Origin of the sequence: Streptomyces sp. NPDC085937, from assembly GCF_044540535.1 — a bacterium.
Classification (GTDB): domain Bacteria; phylum Actinomycetota; class Actinomycetes; order Streptomycetales; family Streptomycetaceae; genus Streptomyces.
In genome coordinates, this window is record NZ_JBITSH010000015.1 from 40,032 (window position 1) to 58,705 (window position 18,674).

Sequence of the window (18,674 nt, forward strand, 5' to 3'; positions counted from 1 at the left end):
CGCGGGCCTGTGCCTGATCACACGTGTCCGTCAGGGCGAACACCGATGGATCTTGAAGCTCACTTCGAACTTTACGTCAACTTGGGGTGGAGGTGGGCCCCGGAAGAGTGATCAGGATCCGGCAACCCCGCTCGGATTCCGCCACTCCGATCCGGCCGCCGTGCAGATCCACGGCCCAGCGGGCGATCGCCAGACCCAGCCCGGTGCCGCCGTCGCTGCCGGGGCCGTGCGGACGGTTGACGCTGCCGCGGTTGAACCGCTCGAAGACCCGGTGCCACTCGGTCCGCGGGATGCCCGGACCCTCGTCCAGCACCTCCAGCTCCAGCGACTCCGGCTCGGCGCCCCGGCGGGCCCGGACCGTCACCCGGCCGTGCGGCGGGCTGTGCTTGACCGCGTTGTCGATCAGGTTGGCCACCACCTGGTGGATCCGCTCCGGGTCGGCGTGCGCGGTGAGCTCGGGCGGGGTGACGTCGAGGTGCAGATGGACGTCGGTACGGGTGTGGCTGCCGGATCCGGAGGCCATGCCGGCGCGGGCCGAGGCGACCATGTTGGCCTCCTTGAGCACGCCCGACAGGTACGGCCACACCTCGAAGCGGCGCTTCCTCAGCGGGACCACGCCGTTGTCCAGGCGCGAGAGGTCCAGCAGCGTCTCCACCAGGCGGCCGAGCCGCTCGGTCTGCTTCAGGGCCGTGCGCATCGTCTCCGGGTCGGGCCGGGTGACGCCGTCGACGATGTTCTCCAGCACCGCGCGCAGACCCGCGATGGGCGTGCGCAGCTCGTGCGAGACATTGGCCACAAGTTCCTTGCGCTGGCTGTCCTGTGCCTCCAGCTCGTCGGCCATGACGTTGATCGTCTGCGCCAGGTCGCCCAGCTCGTCGCGTCGGCTCTCGCGCACCCGGCGGGTGTAGTCGCCGTGCGAGATGGACCGGGCGACCGCGTTCATGTCGTCCAGCGGAGCGGTGAGGGAGTGCGCCACGAACTGGGTGATGAGCAGCGTGGCGATCATCGAGAACACCGTGATGAAGCGCAGCTCCGTCTTGGTGTGCACGGCGATCACCGACAGTCCGGTGGTGATCAGGACCGAGACGACGACCAGGGCGCCCAGCTTGGTCTTGATCGAGAACGGGCGCACCCCGCCCCAGGGCTGTCCGGTGCGCCCGCCCTGTCGCCCGTGCCGTCCCTGCCGCCCCTGTCCGTGGCCCCCCGGACCCGCGCTCATGGCGTCGGCGTCTCCAGGGCGTAGCCCACGCCGTGCACCGTGCGGATGCGCTCGGCACCGATCTTCCGGCGCAGCGCCTTGATGTGGCTGTCCACGGTCCGGGTGCCGGAGGCGTCCGCCCAGTCCCAGACCTCGGCCAGCAGCTGCTCACGGGAGAGCACCGCGCGCGGGGTGTTGGCCAGGCACACCAGGAGGTCGAACTCGGTGGGCGTGAGGTGGACGTCCTCGCTGCGCACGCGCACCCGGCGCTGGGCGTGGTCGATCTCCAGTTCGCCCAGGCGCAGGATGCCGCTGCGCGGGGTGGTGGCCGCGAGGGCCGCGCGTTCCATGCGGCGCAGCAGCACGTGCACCCGGGCCGCCAGTTCCCGCATGGAGAACGGCTTGGTCATGTAGTCGTCGGCGCCGACACCGAGGCCGACCAGCATGTCGGTCTCGTCGTCGCGCGCGGTGAGCATCAGCACCGGCACCGGCCGCTGGGCCTGCACGCGCCGGCAGACCTCCAGGCCGTCGAAGCCGGGCAGCATGATGTCGAGGATCAGCAGGTCGGGCTGCCAGGCCTCCGCCGTGTCCACCGCGGACGGGCCGTCGCCCGCCGTTTGCACCAGGAATCCCTCGGCACGAAGGCGGGTCGCGATGGCGTCCACGATCGTCGCGTCGTCCTCGACCACCAGGACCCTGCGCTGAGCGCCGGGGGTGGTCGTCGCCGTGCCGTTGTGGGAGGTGTGTGTCTGCTCCATCGCCCGCCCCTGAGGTGTGCTTTATCCGGAATCCGTGGGGTGATCCGTCGTCTGCGCATCACTGCGATTGACGCTTGAATGATCCGCGCCAAGGCAGCAGCGTACGGGGATGCACCACTCGTTTGCTATCCAGGGCGGACGCCGATGTGCACGACGTCCGGAACGCCCCGGGCAACGGGGATCTCTTCGGTACGCACCTGCCGGAACCCGGCATTCCGCAAGGTTCCCTCGAATTCCGGGGAAGGCTTGGCGGACCATACCGCGAGGACCCCGCGCGGCTTCAACACCCTTGCACATGCCGCGAGTCCGCTCGGCGAATAAAGGCCCTCGTTGCCCTCGGTGACGGTCCATTCGGGCCCGTTGTCGATGTCGAGGCACAGCGCGTCGAATGTGTCGGACGTCTCATTGACGTACGTGATCAGATCCTGCTCGACGATCTCCGTGCGCGGGTCGGCGAGGGCCTGCCCGGAGAGCGCCGACAGCGGGCCCGCGCGGTGCCACCCGACGACGGCGGGCTCCCGCTCCACCACGGTGATCCGCCCCCAGCGGGACTGCCCGGCGGCGTGCGCGAGGGAGAAGCCGACGCCCAGTCCGCCGATCAGCACCCGCGGTCCGGCCGCCTCCGGGTCGAGGGCGGCCAGGGCGGCGTCCACGAGCAGCCGCTCGGAACGCCCGTCGGAGGTGTCCATCAGGAAGCAGCCGTTGGCGATGATCTGCAGCAGGTCGCCGTGCCGGCGCAGCACGACCTCGCCGTACGGGCCCTCGCGGCGGTCCAGGACTTCAGGAGCTTCGGGAATGTCGTACGGGGTGGACATGCGTTCATCCTGGCAGCTCACCCTTCCCGGGAACCGGGGACGGGGGACCCGCGGCCGGTGATCGCTGACAGCGAACGCGCGTCCGGGAACATTCGGCGGCTCCCCTGCATTGAGTCGGCATAGCTCAACTTGACTGCCGAAGGGGAGATCATGGCTGCTGAGTCCACACCGCTCGCCCTGCCTGTGCTGCCGCTCGACGACGAGGTCGTGCTGCCCGGGATGGTGGTTCCGCTGGACCTGAGCGATTCCGAGGTGCGCGCCGCGGTGGAGGCCGCCCAGGCCGCCGCCCGCGACGAACCGGGCAAGCCCCGGGTGCTCCTGGTGCCGCGCGTCGACGGGACCTACGCCGGGACCGGCGTGCTGGGCACCGTCGAGCAGGTCGGCCGGCTGGCCGACGGCGACCCGGGCGCCCTGATCCGCGGCCGGGGCCGGGTGCGCATCGGCGCCGGGACCACCGGGCCGGGCGCGGCGCTGTGGGTGGAGGGCACCCGCATCGACGAGAGCGTGCCCGAGCCGCTGCCGGGACACGTGTCCGACCTGGTCAAGGAGTACAAGGCGCTCGCCACCGCCTGGCTGCGCAAGCGCGGCGCCTGGCAGGTCGTGGACCGGGTCCAGGCCATCGACGACGTCTCCGCGCTCGCCGACAACTCCGGCTACTCGCCGTTCCTCACCACCGACCAGAAGGTCGCCCTGCTGGAGACCACCGACCCGGTGGCCCGGCTGAAGCTCGCCACCCAGCAGCTGCGCGACCACCTCGCCGAACAGGACGTCGCCGAGACCATCGCCAAGGACGTCCAGGAGGGCGTCGACAAGCAGCAGCGCGAGTTCCTGCTCCGCCGTCAGCTGGAGGCGGTCCGCAAGGAGCTGCGCGAGCTCAACGGCGACCAGGAGGGCGAGGAGTCCGACGACTACCGCGCCCGCGTCGAGGCCGCCGACCTGCCGGAGAAGGTGCGCGAGGCCGCGCTCAAGGAGGTCGACAAGCTGGAGCGTTCCTCCGACCAGTCGCCGGAGGGCTCCTGGATCCGCACCTGGCTCGACACGGTCCTGGAGATGCCGTGGAACGAGCGCACCGAGGACGCCTACGACATCCGGGGCGCCCAGGCCGTCCTGGACGCCGAGCACGCGGGTCTGCAGGACGTGAAGGAGCGCATCACCGAGTACCTGGCGGTGCGCAAGCGCCGCAGCGACCGGGGTCTCGGCGTGGTCGGCGGACGGCGCGGCGGTGCCGTGCTGGCCCTGGTGGGCCCGCCCGGCGTCGGCAAGACCTCGCTCGGTGAGTCCGTCGCGCACGCCATGGGCCGGAAGTTCGTCCGCGTCGCCCTCGGCGGCGTCCGCGACGAGGCCGAGATCCGCGGCCACCGCCGTACCTACGTCGGCGCGCTGCCCGGCCGGATCGTGCGGGCGATCAAGGAGGCCGGTTCGATGAACCCGGTCGTCCTGCTCGACGAGATCGACAAGGTGGGGTCGGACTTCCGGGGCGACCCGGCCGCCGCCCTGCTCGAGGTCCTCGACCCGGCGCAGAACCACACGTTCCGGGACCACTACCTGGAGGTCGAGCTCGACCTGTCCGACGTGGTGTTCCTCGCCACCGCCAACGTCCTCGAAGCCATCCCGGAGGCCCTGCTCGACCGCATGGAGCTGGTCCGCCTCGACGGCTACACCGAGGACGAGAAGGTCGTCATCGCCCGCGACCACCTGCTCCCGCGCCAGCTGGAGCGCGCCGGTCTCCAGGCGGACGAGGTGACGATCGAGGAAGGGGCGCTGCGCAAGCTGGCCGGTGAGTACACGCGCGAGGCCGGCGTGCGCACCCTGGAGCGGTCGGTCGCGCGGCTGCTGCGCAAGATCGCCGCCCGGCACGAACTGGGCGAGCGGGAACTGCCGTTCACCGTCACCGAGGGCGACCTGCGGGACCTGATCGGGCGGCCGCACCACGTGCCGGAGTCCGCCCAGGAGCCGGCCGAACGCCGCACCGCCGTCCCCGGTGTCGCCACCGGGCTCGCCGTGACCGGGGCCGGCGGGGACGTCCTCTACGTGGAAGCCTCCCTGGCCGACCCGGAGACGGGCGCGGCGGGGCTGACCCTGACCGGGCAGCTGGGCGACGTGATGAAGGAGTCCGCGCAGATCGCGCTGAGCTTCCTGCGCAGTCACGGCGCCGAGCTGGAGCTGCCGGTGGCCGACCTGAAGGACCGGGGCGTGCACATCCACTTCCCGGCGGGCGCGGTGCCCAAGGACGGCCCGAGCGCGGGCATCACGATGACCACCGCGCTGGCCTCGCTGCTCTCCGGCCGGCTGGTCCGCACGGACGTGGCGATGACCGGTGAGGTGTCGCTGACCGGGCGGGTGCTGCCGATCGGCGGGGTGAAGCAGAAGCTGCTCGCCGCGCACCGGGCGGGGGTCACGACCGTGATCATCCCCAAGCGCAACGAGCCCGACCTGGACGACGTCCCGGCGGAGGTGCTGGAGAAGCTGGACGTGCACGCCGTCACCGACGTCCGCCAGGTGCTGGAGCTGGCGCTGTCGCCCGCCACGAACGGGGCGGCGCCGGAGGTTCCGGTGGCCGCGTGACGGAGGCCGCCGGATGAGGGGAGGCCCGGGTCCCGTGAGGGAGGCCCGGGCCTTTCCCTCACCGCTCGTGGCTCAGCTGCCGGCGGCGAAGGCCTGCACCCGGTCGAGGGTGCCGTTGAAGCGGTCGTGGTCGCCGACCGTCGGGCCGGTCGAGGTGTACTGCCACATCGTGTACGTGTCCCAGCCGGCGGGCAGGTCGCCCACGGTGGAGGCGTACCGGGCGATCCACAGCGGGGTGGTGGAGGCGAAGCCGGCGTAGTCGCCGGTGCACTGCTGCCACCAGCTGGTGGCGGTGTAGATGACGGCGCTGCGGCCGGTACGGGCGCGGTACTGGTCGAGGAAGTCGCGGATCCAGCTGACCATCGAGCTCGCCGACTTGCCGTAGCAGGCGTCGCCGTACGGGTTCCACTCGATGTCCAGGACGCCCGGCAGGGTGCGGCCGTCGGCGGACCAGGCGCCGCCGCGGTCCACGAAGTAGTCCGCCTGGGCCGCGCCGCTCGCGGTGTCCGGCGTCGCGAAGTGGTAGGCGCCGCGCACCATGCCGACGTCGTAGGAGCCGTCGTACTGCTGGGAGTGGTACGGGTTGGTGTAGTACGTGCCCTCCGTTGCCTTGGCGTAGGCCCAGCGGACCCCGCTGTTCCACAGGGTCGGCCAGGCGACGTTGCCCTGGTGGCTGGAGACGTCCACCCCTTCCGTCTGGGTGGAACGCGCGGTGGGCAGGCCGGCCCGGCCGTCGTGGGCGATGACGCCCATGCCCATGTGGGCGGAGCCGCGCGGCGGGACCGTGGGGGCGGACTCGTCGGCGCCGGCCGACTTGTGCGGGAGGGTGAGGGCCGCGAGCAGGACGGCACCTGCGGCCCCGAGCGCGCGTATACGGACGAGCCGGGATCTGGGCACAGGCATGACGCATCTCCGAACGGTCGTGGGGCGAACCCGGAATGTGACCCACATCGCATGTAGTGGGCACGCCACGTAATGGCCTGGTAGAGGAACTGCGGACGTCGACCACGGCGGGCGGGCGGACCGCCGCGCTGCCGTTGGTCTACGCCTGCGAAATACTTATGGAGCTGGGGCGACGTCGCCACTTGGCGCCAGACTTTCAGAACCGGAAACCGAGGCAGGGGCACACGTGCACGAAGACGTAAACGGCGGCGGGGAACACGCCGCCTCGCCGGAGCCCGCGTCCGGTGTGGAACCGCCCGCGTTCCTGGCCCTGGAACGGGAGTTGACGGTTCTGCTGCGCCGGGCGCGGGCCAGCCAGGGGGAGATGGCGCGCGAGGTCCACCCTGACCTGGAGCCGTCCGCGTACGGCCTGCTGGTCCGTCTGGATGAGTGCGGCCGGCAGCGGGCCACCGAACTCGCCGCCTACATCGGCGTGGGCAAGGCGACGATGTCCCGCCAGCTGCGCGCTCTCGAAGAGCTCGGACTCGTCGGGCGCGAGCCGGACCCCGCCGACGGGCGCGCCTGGCTCGTCACCCTCACGGACGAGGGGCGGCAGCGGGTGAGCAGGGTGCGCGAGGCCCGCCGCGCCCTCTACGCCGGCCGGTTCGCCGACTGGGACCCGAAGGAGGTCACGGAACTCGCCCGCCTGCTCAACCGGCTGAACCGGGGGACGGAACGATAGGGGGCGGCTCCGCCGCCCGGCTACGGGCGCGGGGACGGCCGGGAGGCCCGGACCGTGATCCGGCGGGTGCGGGCACCACGGTGCCTGCGGGTGCCGGGTGCCGGGTGCCGGGTGCCGGGTGCCGGGCGCCGCGTGACCGGGGGTCGCGGCGTGGGGGCCGGTGTCCGTGACCCGGGGCCCCGAGCGCATCGGGGGGCGGCCCCTGCGGCGCGGGTGGGTGCGGGGACGCCGCGTGACCGGGTTCGCGGGGTGGGGGCTGGTGCCCGTGTCCCGGGGAGGGAGCCCCGAGGCCACACGTCGGTGGCGAGCGGCCGGCAGGTGTCCGCCGTGGGGGTGGTGCCCGGCCGTTCGGGCGGGGACAGTTCGCCGTGCGGACGACGGCCGTCCCGTCAGGCGGGGGGCAGCTCGGTGTGGACGACCGTCGCGTCGTCGTGGGGCTTGCCGCGGCGGGGCGGGACGCGGGTCGCGTCCCCGTGCTCCAGGGACCGGACCCGGTCCACCAGCGTCCGCGCGCCCTTCTCGCGGATCAGGGCGAGGCAGTCCGCCCAGCCGCCCTCGCCGAACCGCTCCACCCACCGCGCCGCGCCGTCCGTCAGCGCCGCCAGCGCGCGGACCCGCCCGCGCGGGAGGGAGCCCGTGACCGCCCGGGAGGACACCGCCGGGTCGGCCGCCGCGGTGAAGAAGCCGCCCTCCTTGTTGCGCAGCGTGGTGTCCACGACGGTGTGGCTGGCCAGGGCCGAAGGGGGCAGCCGGTCCAGCCGGTCGTCCCTGACCGCCGTGACCGAGCCGTCCGTCGACTCCACCAGCAGCACCGAGTCGGACAGCACGAGCCAGTCCACGGAGTCGGACGACCAGCGGGCCAGCACCACCGTCGCCTGCGGCGTTCGGGGGTGAGAAAGGTCACAGGTCGCCGCATGGCTCCCGGCCGTGCGCGCGATGCCCCGGGACAGCAGCTCGGCCAGCGGAACATCCGGGAGGGAAACGGTCAGTTCGGTCAGCGCGCCGCCCAGCCGGGCGGTGAACCAGGGCACCGAATGCAGACAGCCGCCCCCGTCGGACGGCGGCGTGACGCCGTCCAGGACCACGAGTGAACCGCCCTGTCCCGAGGCCGGAAGTCCGACGCTCGCGAAGTCCTCGTTGGGGCGTCCCGGATCACCGGGCTCCGAAACAAGTTCCGTGCGCATCCGGCCAGTCTGCACGAGCTCCCCACAACGCCCGCAGAAGCCGGGCAGGGCTCGTACGTTCTCCACAGGCGCGCAGGTCAGACGCCTGGTTTGGGAGGGAATGAAGGGCTCCGGGAAGGCGTGGCGGCGAATATTGCCACCGCCCGCCGCAGACGTCCAACCGGCCCTCCGCGCGGGCCCGCTGCGGGGCGCAACGGAACTTGCTCCTCAACTCGCCTCCGATGTTCACTCCTTCGAGTGGCGGGTCAGGTGATGCGCATCCACTGTCCACGGGCACTGGGAGGGTCGGGGAGCGATGGGGGCGCCTCGCTGTCCGAGCGCGGCCAGCGGCTCGGGAGGAGCGCCCGCGCCCGTTGACGGAGCGTCACGCGGGCCCACGGGTACACGAGTCAGGAATGCGAGCACCGGTGCAGAAGACGCGGCCTCGTCGCAAGGACAAGCAGGCGGCCCTCACGGGGGACGCGCAGCAGACGCCCACCGTGGGCAAAGGCCGCCCCACCCACGTACGCAACCGGCTCGTCGTCGCCGTGGCCGTGGTGGCCGCGGCGATCGCCGGGGCCGGCGCGCCCTCCGTACTGGCGGCCTCCCAGCAGCTGAAGGAAGCGCAGGAACTGGTCACGCTCGCCGAGCGGACCGAGGACGCGCTCGCCCTCGCCCACTCCCTCGCCGACGAGCGTGACGAGGTCGTCCCCTACATCGCGGCGGGCCGCCCCAAGGCGAAGGCGCCCTCCGAGGAGCACAGCGCCCGGGTGGACCGGCAGGTCGAGGAACTGCGCGCCGACACCGACACCTCGACGGCGCTGCGCGAGGAGCTCGACGCCGTCGGCACGGTGCGCCGGGCCGCGCTCACCGGCAGGAGCAGCGCCCTGGAGGCCCACCAGGCGTACTCCACCGCCATCTCCCAGCTGCACCGGCTCGCCGCACGCCTGGCCGACGAGACCCCGCCCCGCGCCGGGTCCGGCGCGCACGCGCTCGCCGAGCTGGACACCGCCGTCCAGCAGGCCGCCGCCACCCGCGGGCTGCTGCTCGCCGTGCTGAACGTGCCGAGCACCACGGAGACCGTGATCGACCCGATCACCGGGCTGCCGGTCACCTCCACCAGCACCTCGGAGGCCGACGAGGAGCGGCGCGACGCGCTGTCCGCCGCCGCGCTCCAGGCGCGGGTGCGCTCCGACGCGGCCCTCGCCGACTTCCGGGACGCCGCGCCCAAGGCCGCCCGCGCCTCCTACGACTCGACGGTCACCGGCCCCGAGGTCGACACCGCCGAGAAGTACCTGGGGAAGCTCACCGACAAGCCGACCCTCTCCGACTCCGAGCTGAACACCAGCCCCAAGAAGCTGGCGGCGGCGCTCACCGCGCGCATCGAGACCATGCGCGGGGCCGAGTCCGCGCTGTTCGACGAGCGCACCAAGGAACTCGCCCAGCTGCGGGACGACGACGTCACCGAGCTGGAGATCCGGATCGCCGTCCTCGGCGCCCTCATGCTGCTCACCGTCGGCATCACCACGGCGATGGCCCGCACCCTCACCCGCCCGTTGTCGGTGCTGCGCCGGGGCTCGGCGCGCCTCGCGGAGGCGGAGGACCCCACCGTCGAGGAACCGGTCACGTTCACCGGCCGCAACGACGAGTTCGCCCAGGTCGTCCGCTCCGTCAACGCCCTGCACGCGCACGCCGCCGGACTCGCCCAGCGGATCGCCACGCTGGAGGCCGACCGCAAGCACCTGGTCGGGCAGCGCCAGAAGATGGCCGACGCCCGCGAGGAACTGCGCACCGAACTCGCCGAGGCCACCGCCCACATGGAACGGCTGCGCACCAGCATCGGCGGTACGTTCGTCAACCTCGCGCTGCGCACGCTCGGTCTGGTCGAGCGGCAGCTCGGCGTGATCGAGGGACTGGAGGAGCGGGAGGACGACCCGGACCGCCTGGCCACCCTCTTCAAGCTCGACCACTTCGCCACGGTCATGCGCCGGCACAGCGAGAACCTGCTGGTCCTCGCCGGCACCGAGCACGGCCGGCACACGGCGGGCCCGGTCCCGCTGGTCGACGTCGTCCGCGCCGCGGTGAGCGAGATCGAGCGGTACGAGCGGGTGCGGATCGCGGCGCTGCCGCCGCACGCGCACATCGCCGGGTTCGCGGCGGACGACCTGTCCCACCTGCTGGCCGAACTCATGGAGAACGCCACCTCGTTCTCCCCGCCCGACATGCCTGTCGAGGTCTCCGGCTGGCTGCTGGAGAACGGCGAGGTCATGCTCTCCGTCCAGGACGAGGGCATCGGCATGGCCGCCGACCGGCTGGAGCGGCTCAACACCCGGCTGTCCGAGTTCGACCCGGAGGCGGCGTACGACGCGGAGTCCGACGAAGGTCTCGGCCTCGGCCTCTACGTCGTGGCCCGCCTCGCCCACCGGCACGGTGTCCGGGTGCAGCTGCGCAAGCAGAAGCAGGGCGGCATAGCGGCGGTCGTCGTCCTGCCCGACCCCCTGCTGGCGCCCGCGACGCCCACGGCGGTCCCCGCCTCGGTCCCCGGCGGCGCCCACGCGGTGTCCCTGCCGGGCGCGGACGCCGAGGCCAACTCCAACGTGCTGCCGGGTCGTTCGGCGACGGGCGACCCCCTGGTCGACCTGGCCGAACGCTCCGTCCAGGCCCACGCGGCGGCGGAAGCGGCGGCCGCGGACGCCCCGCAGGCGTCCGGTCCCGCCCCCGCCGGTGAGCGGGCGGTCACCGCCGCGCCGGGCGATGTGGACCAGGCGGCGGCGAACGAGGCGGCCCTCACCGACGGCCTCGACGACCCGGCCCGGGGTGACGCCCGTCCGGCCGCGGTGCCGGCGCGGGGCTCGGCCGCCGTGGCCCCGGCCACCGTGCCGGCGTCCGGCCTCGACGAAAGCGTTCCGGCGGGCACCGAGCCGCCGGATGCGGACGAGACCCTGCCGGACGCCGTGCGCGAGCCCGGGGATCCCGCGGCCGGGGACGAGCCGCGGCCGGACGAGGCCGCCGCCCCCGACCGCACGGACGAGCCCGCCGGCCACCCCGCGCCGGACGCGACCGCGGAGGCGCCCGCCGCACCGGCCCCGGAGGCGCCGACCGCACCGACCGGTGACGAGCCGGAGGCCACCGCCCCCGTCGAGCGGCCCGCCGAGACCACCATGGAGCTGTTCATCCCGGCCCAGCCGGACGGCCGTACCGCGGCCGGCGGTGAGGACGCCGACCGCCCCACCGCGGCCGGCGGACACGGAGCCGGAACCGCCCGGCTCCCCGACGAGGCCGTACGCCCGGGCGCCGGACACGCACCCGGCCCGCGCACGCAGGAACCGGCCGGCACCCGGCCCGACGCCGACGCCGTACGTCCGGAACCCGCTCGCGAAGCGGCACAGGCGCCCGGGGACACCGCCCCCGAATCCCCGGCAGCCCCGCAGGAGGCGAGGGGCGGGCTGCCCGGCCGCCCTGTCGCCGACGACGCCGCCGGCGGGCACGAGCACACGCGTGTCGCGGACGGCCCCGCCGACGACGACCCCGTCACCGCCAAGGGACTGCCGAAGCGGACGCCGAAGATCAGCGCACCGGTGGCGCCCCCGCGGCCGCGCTCCGGCTCCGTGGACGCCGAGGCGCTGCGCCGGCGGCTCGGCGGGTTCCGCCGCGGGGCGGACGCCGGAAGGCGGGACGTCGAGGCCGAGCTGGCGACCGGGCGCGGCCACGACCGGGCACCGGCCGGGGCGGACGCCACAACCGAAGAAGCCACGGGGGGCACCGTCGAGGAGGCAAGCAGTTGACCGCGCCCAGTACCTTCGGACTGAGCAGTGAGGCCCGCAACCTGCACTGGCTGCTGACGAACCTCGTCGAGGAGGTGCCCGGCATCCTCTCCGTCGCGGTCGTCTCCTCCGACGGCCTGCTGCTCCTCTCCTCCGACGAGACGCTCGCCCGCGCCCGCGGCGGCCCGGGCGGAACCGACCCGGTCCGAGGTGAGCGGGGCGCCGCACGGCCCGGGCCGCGCGGTTCCTCCGCCGACCTGGCCACCGTGGTCTCCGGCATCGGCAGCCTCACCATCGGCGCCTCGAAGCTGATGGACTACGGGCCCGTGAAGCACACCATGGTCGCCATGGACGAGGGCAGCCTCTTCGTGATGTCGATCAGCGACGGCTCGCTGCTCGGCGTGCACGGCTCCGCCGACTGCGACATGAGCGTCGTGGCGTACCACATGGCCCTGTTCGTCGGCCGGGCCGGCCACGTCCTCACCCCCGAACTCCGCAGCGAACTGCGCAAGAACCTCGAAGGCGCAGGGAACGCGGGGAGTACGGAGCACGAGTCCGCCGGGAGCCACCGATGACCAGCGCCCCGAAGAAACATCTCCCGGTCCGCGGCGGGGACCGTAAACCCGCCCGCGTGCGCCCCTACTCGCTCACCGGCGGCCGCACCCGCTTCGGCCACGTGCTGCTGGTCGAGACGTTCGTCGGCGCCACCGCCGGCACGGCGGCGCTCGAAGCCGCGGAGGAGCGCCGGGAGCTCACCTCCGGCGGGTTCGGCACCCGGGTCATGCCCGAGGTGCGGGCCATCGTCGAACTGTGCCGCCGCATGCGCACGGTGGCCGAGATCGCCGCGCTGCTGAGGATGCCGCTCGGCGTGGTCCGCGTCCTGCTGAGCGACCTCGCCGACCAGGGAAAGATCCGTGTCTACGGAACGGGAACCGGCCACGGCACGGGCCGCCCGGACCGCGCGTTGCTGGAAAGGGTGCTGAGTGGACTCCGCCGTCTCTGACGTCGCGTACGGCGTCTCCCCGCTCGTCGAAGCGGACGAGCCCCTGTTGCCCTGGCAGACGGACCCCACCCGGGCACCGATCGCCACGAAGATAGTGGTGGCCGGCGGCTTCGGCGTCGGCAAGACCACCCTCGTCGGCGCCGTCTCCGAGATCACGCCCCTGCAGACCGAGGCGCTGATGACCGAGGCGAGCGAGGAGACCGACGACCTCACCGCCACACCGGGCAAACTGACCACCACCGTGGCCATGGACTTCGGGCGCATCACGCTCGACGACGACCTGGTGCTCTACCTCTTCGGCACGCCCGGTCAGCAGCGGTTCTGGTTCATGTGGGACGACCTGGTGCGCGGCGCGATAGGCGCGGTCGTCCTGGCCGACACCCGCCGGCTGAAGGACTGCTGGCCGGCGCTGGACTACTTCGAGAGCTGCGGGATGCCGTACGTCGTGGCCGTCAACCACTTCGACGGCACCGAGCGTTACGACCCGGAGGACGTGCGGGAGGCCCTCACGATCCCCGCGCACATACCTGTCATGATCATGGATGCGCGCCGCCGGATCTCGGTCATCGAGACCCTCTTGTCCCTCGTGGGCCACGCGCTCGACGAAACCCCCGAGTAGCCCCCTTAGGAGCGTCCCCCGTATGCGGAAGATACTCGTCGTCGGGGCCGGTCAGTCCGGTCTCCAGCTCGCCCTGGGCCTCCAGTCGCACGGGTACGAGGTCACCCTCATGTCCAACCGGACCGCGGACGAGATCCGCACCGGACGGGTCATGTCGACGCAGTGCATGTTCCACACGGCCCTGCAGCACGAGCGCGACCTCCAGCTGAACTTCTGGGAGTCCCAGGCGCCGAAGATCCAGGGCCTCGGCGTCTCGGTCGCCGCCCCCGGCTCCTTCGACCCGGGCCCCTCGCAGCGCGCCATCGACTGGCTGGGCAGGCTCGACGGGTTCGCGCAGTCCGTGGACCAGCGCGTGAAGATGGCCGGCTGGATGGAGACCTTCGCCCAGCGCGGCGGGCAGCTCGTCATCCACGGCGCCGCCGTCGGCGACCTCGACTACTTCTCCCGCACCTACGACCTGGTGCTCGTCTCGGCGGGCAAGGGCGAGCTGGTACAGATGTTCGCCCGGGACGCCGAGCGCTCCCCGTACAGCGAGCCGCAGCGCGCCCTCGCCGTCGCCTACGTGCACGGCCTCGGCCCGCGCCCGGAGCACCCGGACACCGAGGCGGTCCGCTGCAACCTGGTCCCCGGCGTCGGCGAGATGTTCATCATGCCGACGTACACCACGTCCGGCCGCGCCGACATCCTCTTCTGGGAGGGCGTCCCCGGCGGCCCGCTGGACGCCTTCAAGGACGTCAAGGACCCGGCCGAGCACCTCTCCCTGACCCTGGAACTGATGGAGAAGTTCCTGCCCTGGGAGTACGCCCGCGCCACCAAGGTCGAGCTGACCGACGCCGGCGGCACCCTGGCCGGGCGCTACGCCCCGACCGTCCGCAACCCGGTCGGGCGCCTCCCCGGCGGCGGTCTCGTCCTCGGCGTCGCCGACGTGGTCGTCGCCAACGACCCGATCACCGGCCAGGGCTCCAACTCCGCGTCCAAGTGCGCCGCCGCCTACCTCGCGTCCATCCTCGAACACGGCGACAAGCCGTTCGACGAGGACTGGATGCGGCGGACCTTCGACCGCTACTGGGACACGGCACAGCACGTCACCAAGTGGACGAACGCCATGCTGGCCCCGCCTCCGGAGCACGTCCTGAACCTGATCGGCGCCGCCGGCCAGCTCCAGCCCGTCGCCGACCGCTTCGCCAACGGCTTCGACAACCCGGCCGATTTCGAGAACTTCTTCTACGAGCCGGAGAAGACGAATGCCTACCTGGCCGAGGTCTCCGGCGCGGCCGGCGCGTAGACGGCGCCGTATCCCTCGTCGGACCCGTCCGTCGCCCCCTCGGGGAGCTCCGGCGGCACATAGTGCTCCACGGGCTCCCCGCCGGGGTCGGGCCGCACCGCGCCCAGCACCGGGTTGGCCGCGATCGGCGACACCTTGATCCGCGCGCCGGGCCGGGGCGCCTGCACCACCATGCCGTCGCCCAGGTAGAGGGCGACATGCGTGGCCTCCGGGAAGTACACGACGAGGTCGCCGGGGCGCAGGTCCACCAGCTCGATCCGCTCCAGCCGCGCCCACTGCTCCTGGCTGGTCCGGGGAATCGGGGCGCCCGCGGAGTGCCACGCCTCGGACGTCAGCCCCGAGCAGTCGTACGTCGCCGGGCCCTCCGCCCCCCACTCGTACGGCTTGCCCAGCTGCTCGACCGCGTACCGCACGGCCCGCTCGCCGGCCGCCGACGGCGCGCCCGTGCCGCTCAGCGCCCCGGACGCCACCAGCTCCCGCTGGGCGTCGGCGACCCGGGTGCGCTCCAGCTCGGCCAGCCGCGCCAGCTGGTCGGCGGTCAGGGAGGCCAGCAACTCCTCGACGTCGTGCAGTCGTTCGACGACCTGGTCGCGTTCCTTCTTGCGGCGCTCGGTCAGCGCGATGCGCTCGTCCAGTGCCTTGCGCGCTGTGCGTGCCAGCTCGTCGGCCTCCTTGGCGTCACCGGTCAGCCGGCCCACCGTCTGCGCCCGTTCCCGCGCCAGCTGCCCGATCACGTGCCCCTGCTCCAGCGCCCGCTGCGGGTCGCGCGCCAGCAGCAGCCGCAGGTAGGGGGAGAGGCCGGTGACGCTCTGGTACTGCTGCCGGGCGAGCCGTCCGGCCGCGCCGCGGCTGTCGTGCAGGGAGAGTCGGGTGCGGGCGAGCGCCCGGTCCAGCCGCGCGGTCTCGGCGCGCTGCTCGGTCAGCGCCTCCTCGGTGGCGTTGTAGCGTTCGGTGGCCTTCTCGGCCTCGCGATACAGGGTCTGAAGGTCCGTCAGCAGCTCGGCGACGGAGCGGCCGCCGGACGCGGCGGGGGAGCCGCCCGGTTCCGGGACGGCCGTCGCGGGCACGGGTGCGAGCACGGTCCCGGCCGCCAGCGCCGCCGTACACACCAGACGCAGAAGCATTCCTGACACGCCATCACCTCCGACGCGGGGAGGCTCGTCCGCCCCGCACCGCGAGCATCGAGGCGGTGCGCGTGGTCCGCTCGCCGAGTGTGCGCGGTTCGGCGCAACCCGGTCACCCGTGCGCGTCGTCCGGCTTGCCCTGCGGCGTGGCGTCCGGAGCGGGGCGGGGCCTCTGCCACGGCCACCGCGGTCCGTCGCCGGCCCGCCCGGTCGGGTCGTAGAGGTACTTCCAGCGGGCGGTCAGCCCGGTCAGCCTGCCCGTCCCGCGGGGCACCCGGCGGTAGACCAGCACCGTGGGCGGGCCGCCGTCCGGGGCCGGCACGGGGATGCGGTACGTCTTGGGCGGGTGCCCGGTGATGCCGAGCAGCACGGGCAGGACGCGCCCGTCCATGGGGCCGCCCTCGAAGGGGGTGTCTTCGCTCTTCACCCCACCAGTCTCGGCCATCGGCCGCGGGTCACAGCTCCGCGGCCAGCGCCCGCACCAGCGCGTCGGTCTGCGCGTCGCGTCGCGCGGTGACCGTAAGCACCGCCACGAACTGCTCCACCAGCCAGTCCCGCAGCTCCTCCGAGGGCGGCTGCTTGTCCTCGTCGAGCCAGATCAGGGAGGCGGCCTCCACCGCGGTGATCCACATCCGGATGGTCATCCGCAGCCGTGGTCCCGGATCGGTGACGTCGAGATGGCTGAGAATGTGCTCCGCGGCGGCCCGGCGCACCCCGTCCACTATCGCGGTGGTGCGGGAGGTCTCCACCACGCTGCCGCCCTGGAGCAGCGCGCTGAAGCCGGTGTCGTGCCGGCCGACGAAGGCGAGGTAGCGCTCCACGGCCCGGGTCAGCCGGGGGAGCAGTGGCCCCACGTGCGGCTCGTCGAAGCAGTCCCGCAGTTCGTCGGCGGCGGACTTCAGGGACGCCTCGTAGAGCTGCTGCTTGCCGCCCGGGAAGTAGCGGTAGACCAGCGGCCGGGACACTCCGGCCGCCTCCGCCACGTCGTCCAGGGACACATCCTCCGGGGCGCGGTGGGCGAACAGGGACAGCGCGGCCTCCAGCAGCTGGCTGCGGCGCTCCTCGACACTGAGGCGCCGGTAGGCGGGGGTGGGGGCCTGCGAGGTCATGTCCGCAGCGTAACCGCCCCTCCGCGTCGCCCGCCCGCCCCGCCAGGCCGAAGTCCGACCCCCGGAACGCACCGGACCGGGCCGGAGTTCGGCGGCGGTGGCCCCGTCCGCAGGCCCCGGCGGCCTACGCCAGCAGGCCCGAGGACCGCCACAGCCGGCGGCCCGCACCGCGCAGCACGCCGATGTCGTCCAGGAAGTCCGTGAGCTTCTTCGCCCCCTGCTGCATCACGTCCCGCCGGTGCCCGCTCGCCTTGACCTGGGCGACCGCCTCGCGCCGGTCCAGGCCGACGTTCGTGTAGACCTCCGGGTTCACGAACGCCACCGAGAACACCCGGGCGAACTCGCCCGAGGAGACGCGGGTGAACTCCTGGGACCACCGCGGCGCCGTCATCATCTGCCGCCGCAGCTCCTCACGGGCGTACCGGACGTGCCGCGCCTCCTCGACCACGTGGATCCGCGTGACGCCCCGGATCAGGGGCTGCACCCGCTCGTCCGGGAAGGTCAGCCGCTGCATCCAGTCCAGCACCTCCTCGCCGAGGAGGGTCGCGGTGAACGAGCCGGGGGTGGTGGAGACCGTCTTGAACAGCCGGCCCAGGTTGTGGTGGATCCGGCTCACCGGGTACCAGGGGGTGCCGCTCTGCTCGATCACCCGGGCGAACATCTTCGAGTGACGGCACTCGTCCTCGATCTCGGTGAGGGCGTACCGCACATGGGCGCTGGTCGCGGACTTGTCGTAGATGTGGCGGACCAGCAGCTGCATCAGGATCAGCTCGAACCAGATGCCGAGCGAGGCGAGCGCGGCCGCCTCGTGCCGGGAGAGCAGGATGCGCTGCTCCTCGCTCATCCGCCGCCACATCGGGGTGCCGTACAGCGAGACCAGCTCCGGCGGCCAGAACCACTTGCCCTCCTCGAAGGGGGCGTCCCAGTCCAGCTCCTTGTCCGGGTCGAAGGAGTGCTTCGCGGAGGACTCCAGCAGCCGCCGGGCCACCTGCTCGCGGTCCTTCAGCTGCCCGAGCGCGTCCCGCAGGCCGTCGAGCGCGTCGGTTTCCGACAGGGTCGTCATGACGGTTCCACCTCGGAGGCGTCTCGGGTTACCGGCAGGTCACCTTTATGAGACTGCCTGTCAGCAAGCCCGTCAATCCCTCACGCACGACTTGTCGACGAGCGGTGAGCCCGGCGCGTGCGGGCCCTCGCCGGGCGGGAAGGACGTGCGCAGGGTGAAGGCGTACGGCGTCGGGCCGTGGGTGCGCAGGCGCAGCAGACGGGACTCGGCCTCCGCCACGGACGGACGATGCCCCTTCGGCACCCACCACAAGGCGGTCATCGCCTCCCGGACGCGCTCGAACCACTCCCTGCGCCGGGCCAGCATCTCCCGGTGGCGGCCCTGGTACATGAACGCCGTCAGGGCGTCCGCGTCGCGCCACACCGACAGGTTGACGATCAGCCACGGGTCGTCGAAGACGGGAATGGCCGTGGCGTCGCCCTCCTCGTCCTGGAGCCGCCACACGAAGCCGTCGGCGGCGTCCGCGTCCGCGTTGACCGGGTCGAGCTGATCGACGAAGTCCTTCAGCAGAGGAGTGTCCAGAGGTGCCTTGAGCCGGGCGATGTTCACCTGGGCGAGTTCGTACGCGGTCTCGGTCATGGACC

The 18,674-nt window shown here is 73.1% G+C and carries 17 protein-coding genes; 7 read left to right on the forward strand and 10 right to left on the reverse strand.

Features of this window, described 5'->3' with window-relative positions; translation table 11 throughout:
- Positions 1-76 precede the first annotated feature (76 nt).
- The 3 genes from ACIF8S_RS26960 to ACIF8S_RS26970 all read right to left on the reverse strand — a co-directional run bounded on the left by ACIF8S_RS26960 (position 77) and on the right by ACIF8S_RS26970 (position 2,771).
- Entirely contained in the window at positions 77-1,219 is a 1,143-nt protein-coding gene (locus ACIF8S_RS26960; RefSeq protein WP_400002394.1) for a sensor histidine kinase, read from the reverse strand.
- Entirely contained in the window at positions 1,216-1,956 is a 741-nt protein-coding gene (locus tag ACIF8S_RS26965) for a response regulator transcription factor (RefSeq protein ID WP_019522934.1), read from the reverse strand. The genes ACIF8S_RS26960 and ACIF8S_RS26965 overlap by 4 nt, the downstream gene beginning before the upstream one ends.
- A 125-nt stretch (positions 1,957-2,081) precedes the next feature.
- Entirely contained in the window at positions 2,082-2,771 is a 690-nt protein-coding gene (locus ACIF8S_RS26970; protein WP_400002396.1) for a spermidine synthase, read from the reverse strand.
- A 150-nt stretch (positions 2,772-2,921) separates the two neighbouring features.
- Between ACIF8S_RS26970 and lon the strand changes: the two genes are divergently transcribed.
- On the forward strand, positions 2,922-5,336 hold the full coding sequence (gene lon / locus ACIF8S_RS26975; RefSeq protein ID WP_400002398.1) for an endopeptidase La: 2,415 nt from the start codon (positions 2,922-2,924) through the stop codon (positions 5,334-5,336).
- Between the two features lie 72 nt (positions 5,337-5,408).
- On the opposite strand, the gene ACIF8S_RS26980 is transcribed toward lon, so the two are convergent.
- Positions 5,409-6,239, reverse strand: coding sequence for a lysozyme (locus ACIF8S_RS26980; RefSeq protein WP_400002400.1), 831 nt, complete (start codon positions 6,237-6,239; stop codon positions 5,409-5,411).
- A 226-nt stretch (positions 6,240-6,465) separates the two neighbouring features.
- Here ACIF8S_RS26980 and ACIF8S_RS26985 point away from each other — a divergent pair, with 226 nt between their 5' ends.
- Entirely contained in the window at positions 6,466-6,960 is a 495-nt protein-coding gene (locus tag ACIF8S_RS26985) for a MarR family winged helix-turn-helix transcriptional regulator (RefSeq protein WP_400002402.1), read from the forward strand.
- 389 nt (positions 6,961-7,349) lie between these two features.
- Here the strand turns inward: ACIF8S_RS26985 and ACIF8S_RS26990 are convergent, their stop codons facing one another.
- Positions 7,350-8,144, reverse strand: a complete 795-nt coding sequence (locus ACIF8S_RS26990) for a hypothetical protein (protein ID WP_400002403.1) — start codon at positions 8,142-8,144, stop codon at positions 7,350-7,352.
- Positions 8,145-8,551: 407 nt separating this feature from the next.
- Here ACIF8S_RS26990 and ACIF8S_RS26995 point away from each other — a divergent pair, with 407 nt between their 5' ends.
- Genes ACIF8S_RS26995 through ACIF8S_RS27015 form a run of 5 tightly spaced genes read left to right on the forward strand, consistent with a single transcriptional unit; the run spans position 8,552 to position 14,794 of the window.
- On the forward strand, positions 8,552-11,908 hold the full coding sequence (locus ACIF8S_RS26995; protein ID WP_400002405.1) for a nitrate- and nitrite sensing domain-containing protein: 3,357 nt from the start codon (positions 8,552-8,554) through the stop codon (positions 11,906-11,908).
- Complete coding sequence (locus tag ACIF8S_RS27000) at positions 11,905-12,462, forward strand: roadblock/LC7 domain-containing protein (protein WP_400002407.1); 558 nt, start codon at positions 11,905-11,907, stop codon at positions 12,460-12,462. Before ACIF8S_RS26995 ends, ACIF8S_RS27000 begins: the two co-directional genes overlap by 4 nt.
- Positions 12,459-12,890 carry a DUF742 domain-containing protein gene (locus ACIF8S_RS27005; protein WP_215215538.1) on the forward strand — a complete coding sequence of 144 codons (432 nt, stop codon included), beginning with the start codon at positions 12,459-12,461 and terminating at the stop codon, positions 12,888-12,890. Before ACIF8S_RS27000 ends, ACIF8S_RS27005 begins: the two co-directional genes overlap by 4 nt.
- Positions 12,871-13,509, forward strand: coding sequence for an ATP/GTP-binding protein (locus ACIF8S_RS27010; RefSeq protein WP_024884457.1), 639 nt, complete (start codon positions 12,871-12,873; stop codon positions 13,507-13,509). The genes ACIF8S_RS27005 and ACIF8S_RS27010 overlap by 20 nt, the downstream gene beginning before the upstream one ends.
- 22 nt (positions 13,510-13,531) lie before the next feature.
- The gene (locus ACIF8S_RS27015; RefSeq protein ID WP_400002410.1) at positions 13,532-14,794 is read left to right on the forward strand and encodes a styrene monooxygenase/indole monooxygenase family protein; all 1,263 of its coding nucleotides are present in this window, start codon (positions 13,532-13,534) and stop codon (positions 14,792-14,794) included.
- On the opposite strand, the gene ACIF8S_RS27020 is transcribed toward ACIF8S_RS27015, so the two are convergent.
- The 5 genes from ACIF8S_RS27020 to ACIF8S_RS27040 all read right to left on the reverse strand — a co-directional run bounded on the left by ACIF8S_RS27020 (position 14,758) and on the right by ACIF8S_RS27040 (position 18,669).
- Positions 14,758-15,927 (reverse strand): NlpC/P60 family protein, encoded by a 1,170-nt coding sequence (locus tag ACIF8S_RS27020; RefSeq protein WP_400002411.1) that lies wholly within the window; start codon positions 15,925-15,927, stop codon positions 14,758-14,760. The two genes, ACIF8S_RS27015 and ACIF8S_RS27020, sit on opposite strands and share 37 nt — an antisense overlap.
- A 103-nt stretch (positions 15,928-16,030) precedes the next feature.
- Entirely contained in the window at positions 16,031-16,345 is a 315-nt protein-coding gene (locus ACIF8S_RS27025) for a hypothetical protein (protein WP_400002413.1), read from the reverse strand.
- 28 nt (positions 16,346-16,373) lie between these two features.
- Complete coding sequence (locus tag ACIF8S_RS27030; protein ID WP_400002415.1) at positions 16,374-17,027, reverse strand: TetR/AcrR family transcriptional regulator; 654 nt, start codon at positions 17,025-17,027, stop codon at positions 16,374-16,376.
- Positions 17,028-17,151: 124 nt separating this feature from the next.
- Positions 17,152-18,090 (reverse strand): diiron oxygenase, encoded by a 939-nt coding sequence (locus tag ACIF8S_RS27035; protein ID WP_400002416.1) that lies wholly within the window; start codon positions 18,088-18,090, stop codon positions 17,152-17,154.
- 72 nt (positions 18,091-18,162) lie between these two features.
- Complete coding sequence (locus tag ACIF8S_RS27040) at positions 18,163-18,669, reverse strand: DUF3291 domain-containing protein (RefSeq protein ID WP_400002418.1); 507 nt, start codon at positions 18,667-18,669, stop codon at positions 18,163-18,165.
- Positions 18,670-18,674: the final 5 nt, after the last annotated feature.

Coding starts and splice junctions, on each gene's coding strand:
- ACIF8S_RS26960 (WP_400002394.1), bottom strand. CDS start 1,219: ATGAGCGCGGGTCCGGGGGGCCACGGACAGGGGCGGCAGGGACGGCAC.
- ACIF8S_RS26965 (WP_019522934.1), bottom strand. CDS start 1,956: ATGGAGCAGACACACACCTCCCACAACGGCACGGCGACGACCACCCCC.
- ACIF8S_RS26970 (WP_400002396.1), bottom strand. CDS start 2,771: ATGTCCACCCCGTACGACATTCCCGAAGCTCCTGAAGTCCTGGACCGC.
- lon (WP_400002398.1), top strand. CDS start 2,922: ATGGCTGCTGAGTCCACACCGCTCGCCCTGCCTGTGCTGCCGCTCGAC.
- ACIF8S_RS26980 (WP_400002400.1), bottom strand. CDS start 6,239: ATGCCTGTGCCCAGATCCCGGCTCGTCCGTATACGCGCGCTCGGGGCC.
- ACIF8S_RS26990 (WP_400002403.1), bottom strand. CDS start 8,144: ATGCGCACGGAACTTGTTTCGGAGCCCGGTGATCCGGGACGCCCCAAC.
- ACIF8S_RS27005 (WP_215215538.1), top strand. CDS start 12,459: ATGACCAGCGCCCCGAAGAAACATCTCCCGGTCCGCGGCGGGGACCGT.
- ACIF8S_RS27015 (WP_400002410.1), top strand. CDS start 13,532: ATGCGGAAGATACTCGTCGTCGGGGCCGGTCAGTCCGGTCTCCAGCTC.
- ACIF8S_RS27030 (WP_400002415.1), bottom strand. CDS start 17,027: ATGACCTCGCAGGCCCCCACCCCCGCCTACCGGCGCCTCAGTGTCGAG.
- ACIF8S_RS27035 (WP_400002416.1), bottom strand. CDS start 18,090: ATGACGACCCTGTCGGAAACCGACGCGCTCGACGGCCTGCGGGACGCG.
- ACIF8S_RS27040 (WP_400002418.1), bottom strand. CDS start 18,669: ATGACCGAGACCGCGTACGAACTCGCCCAGGTGAACATCGCCCGGCTC.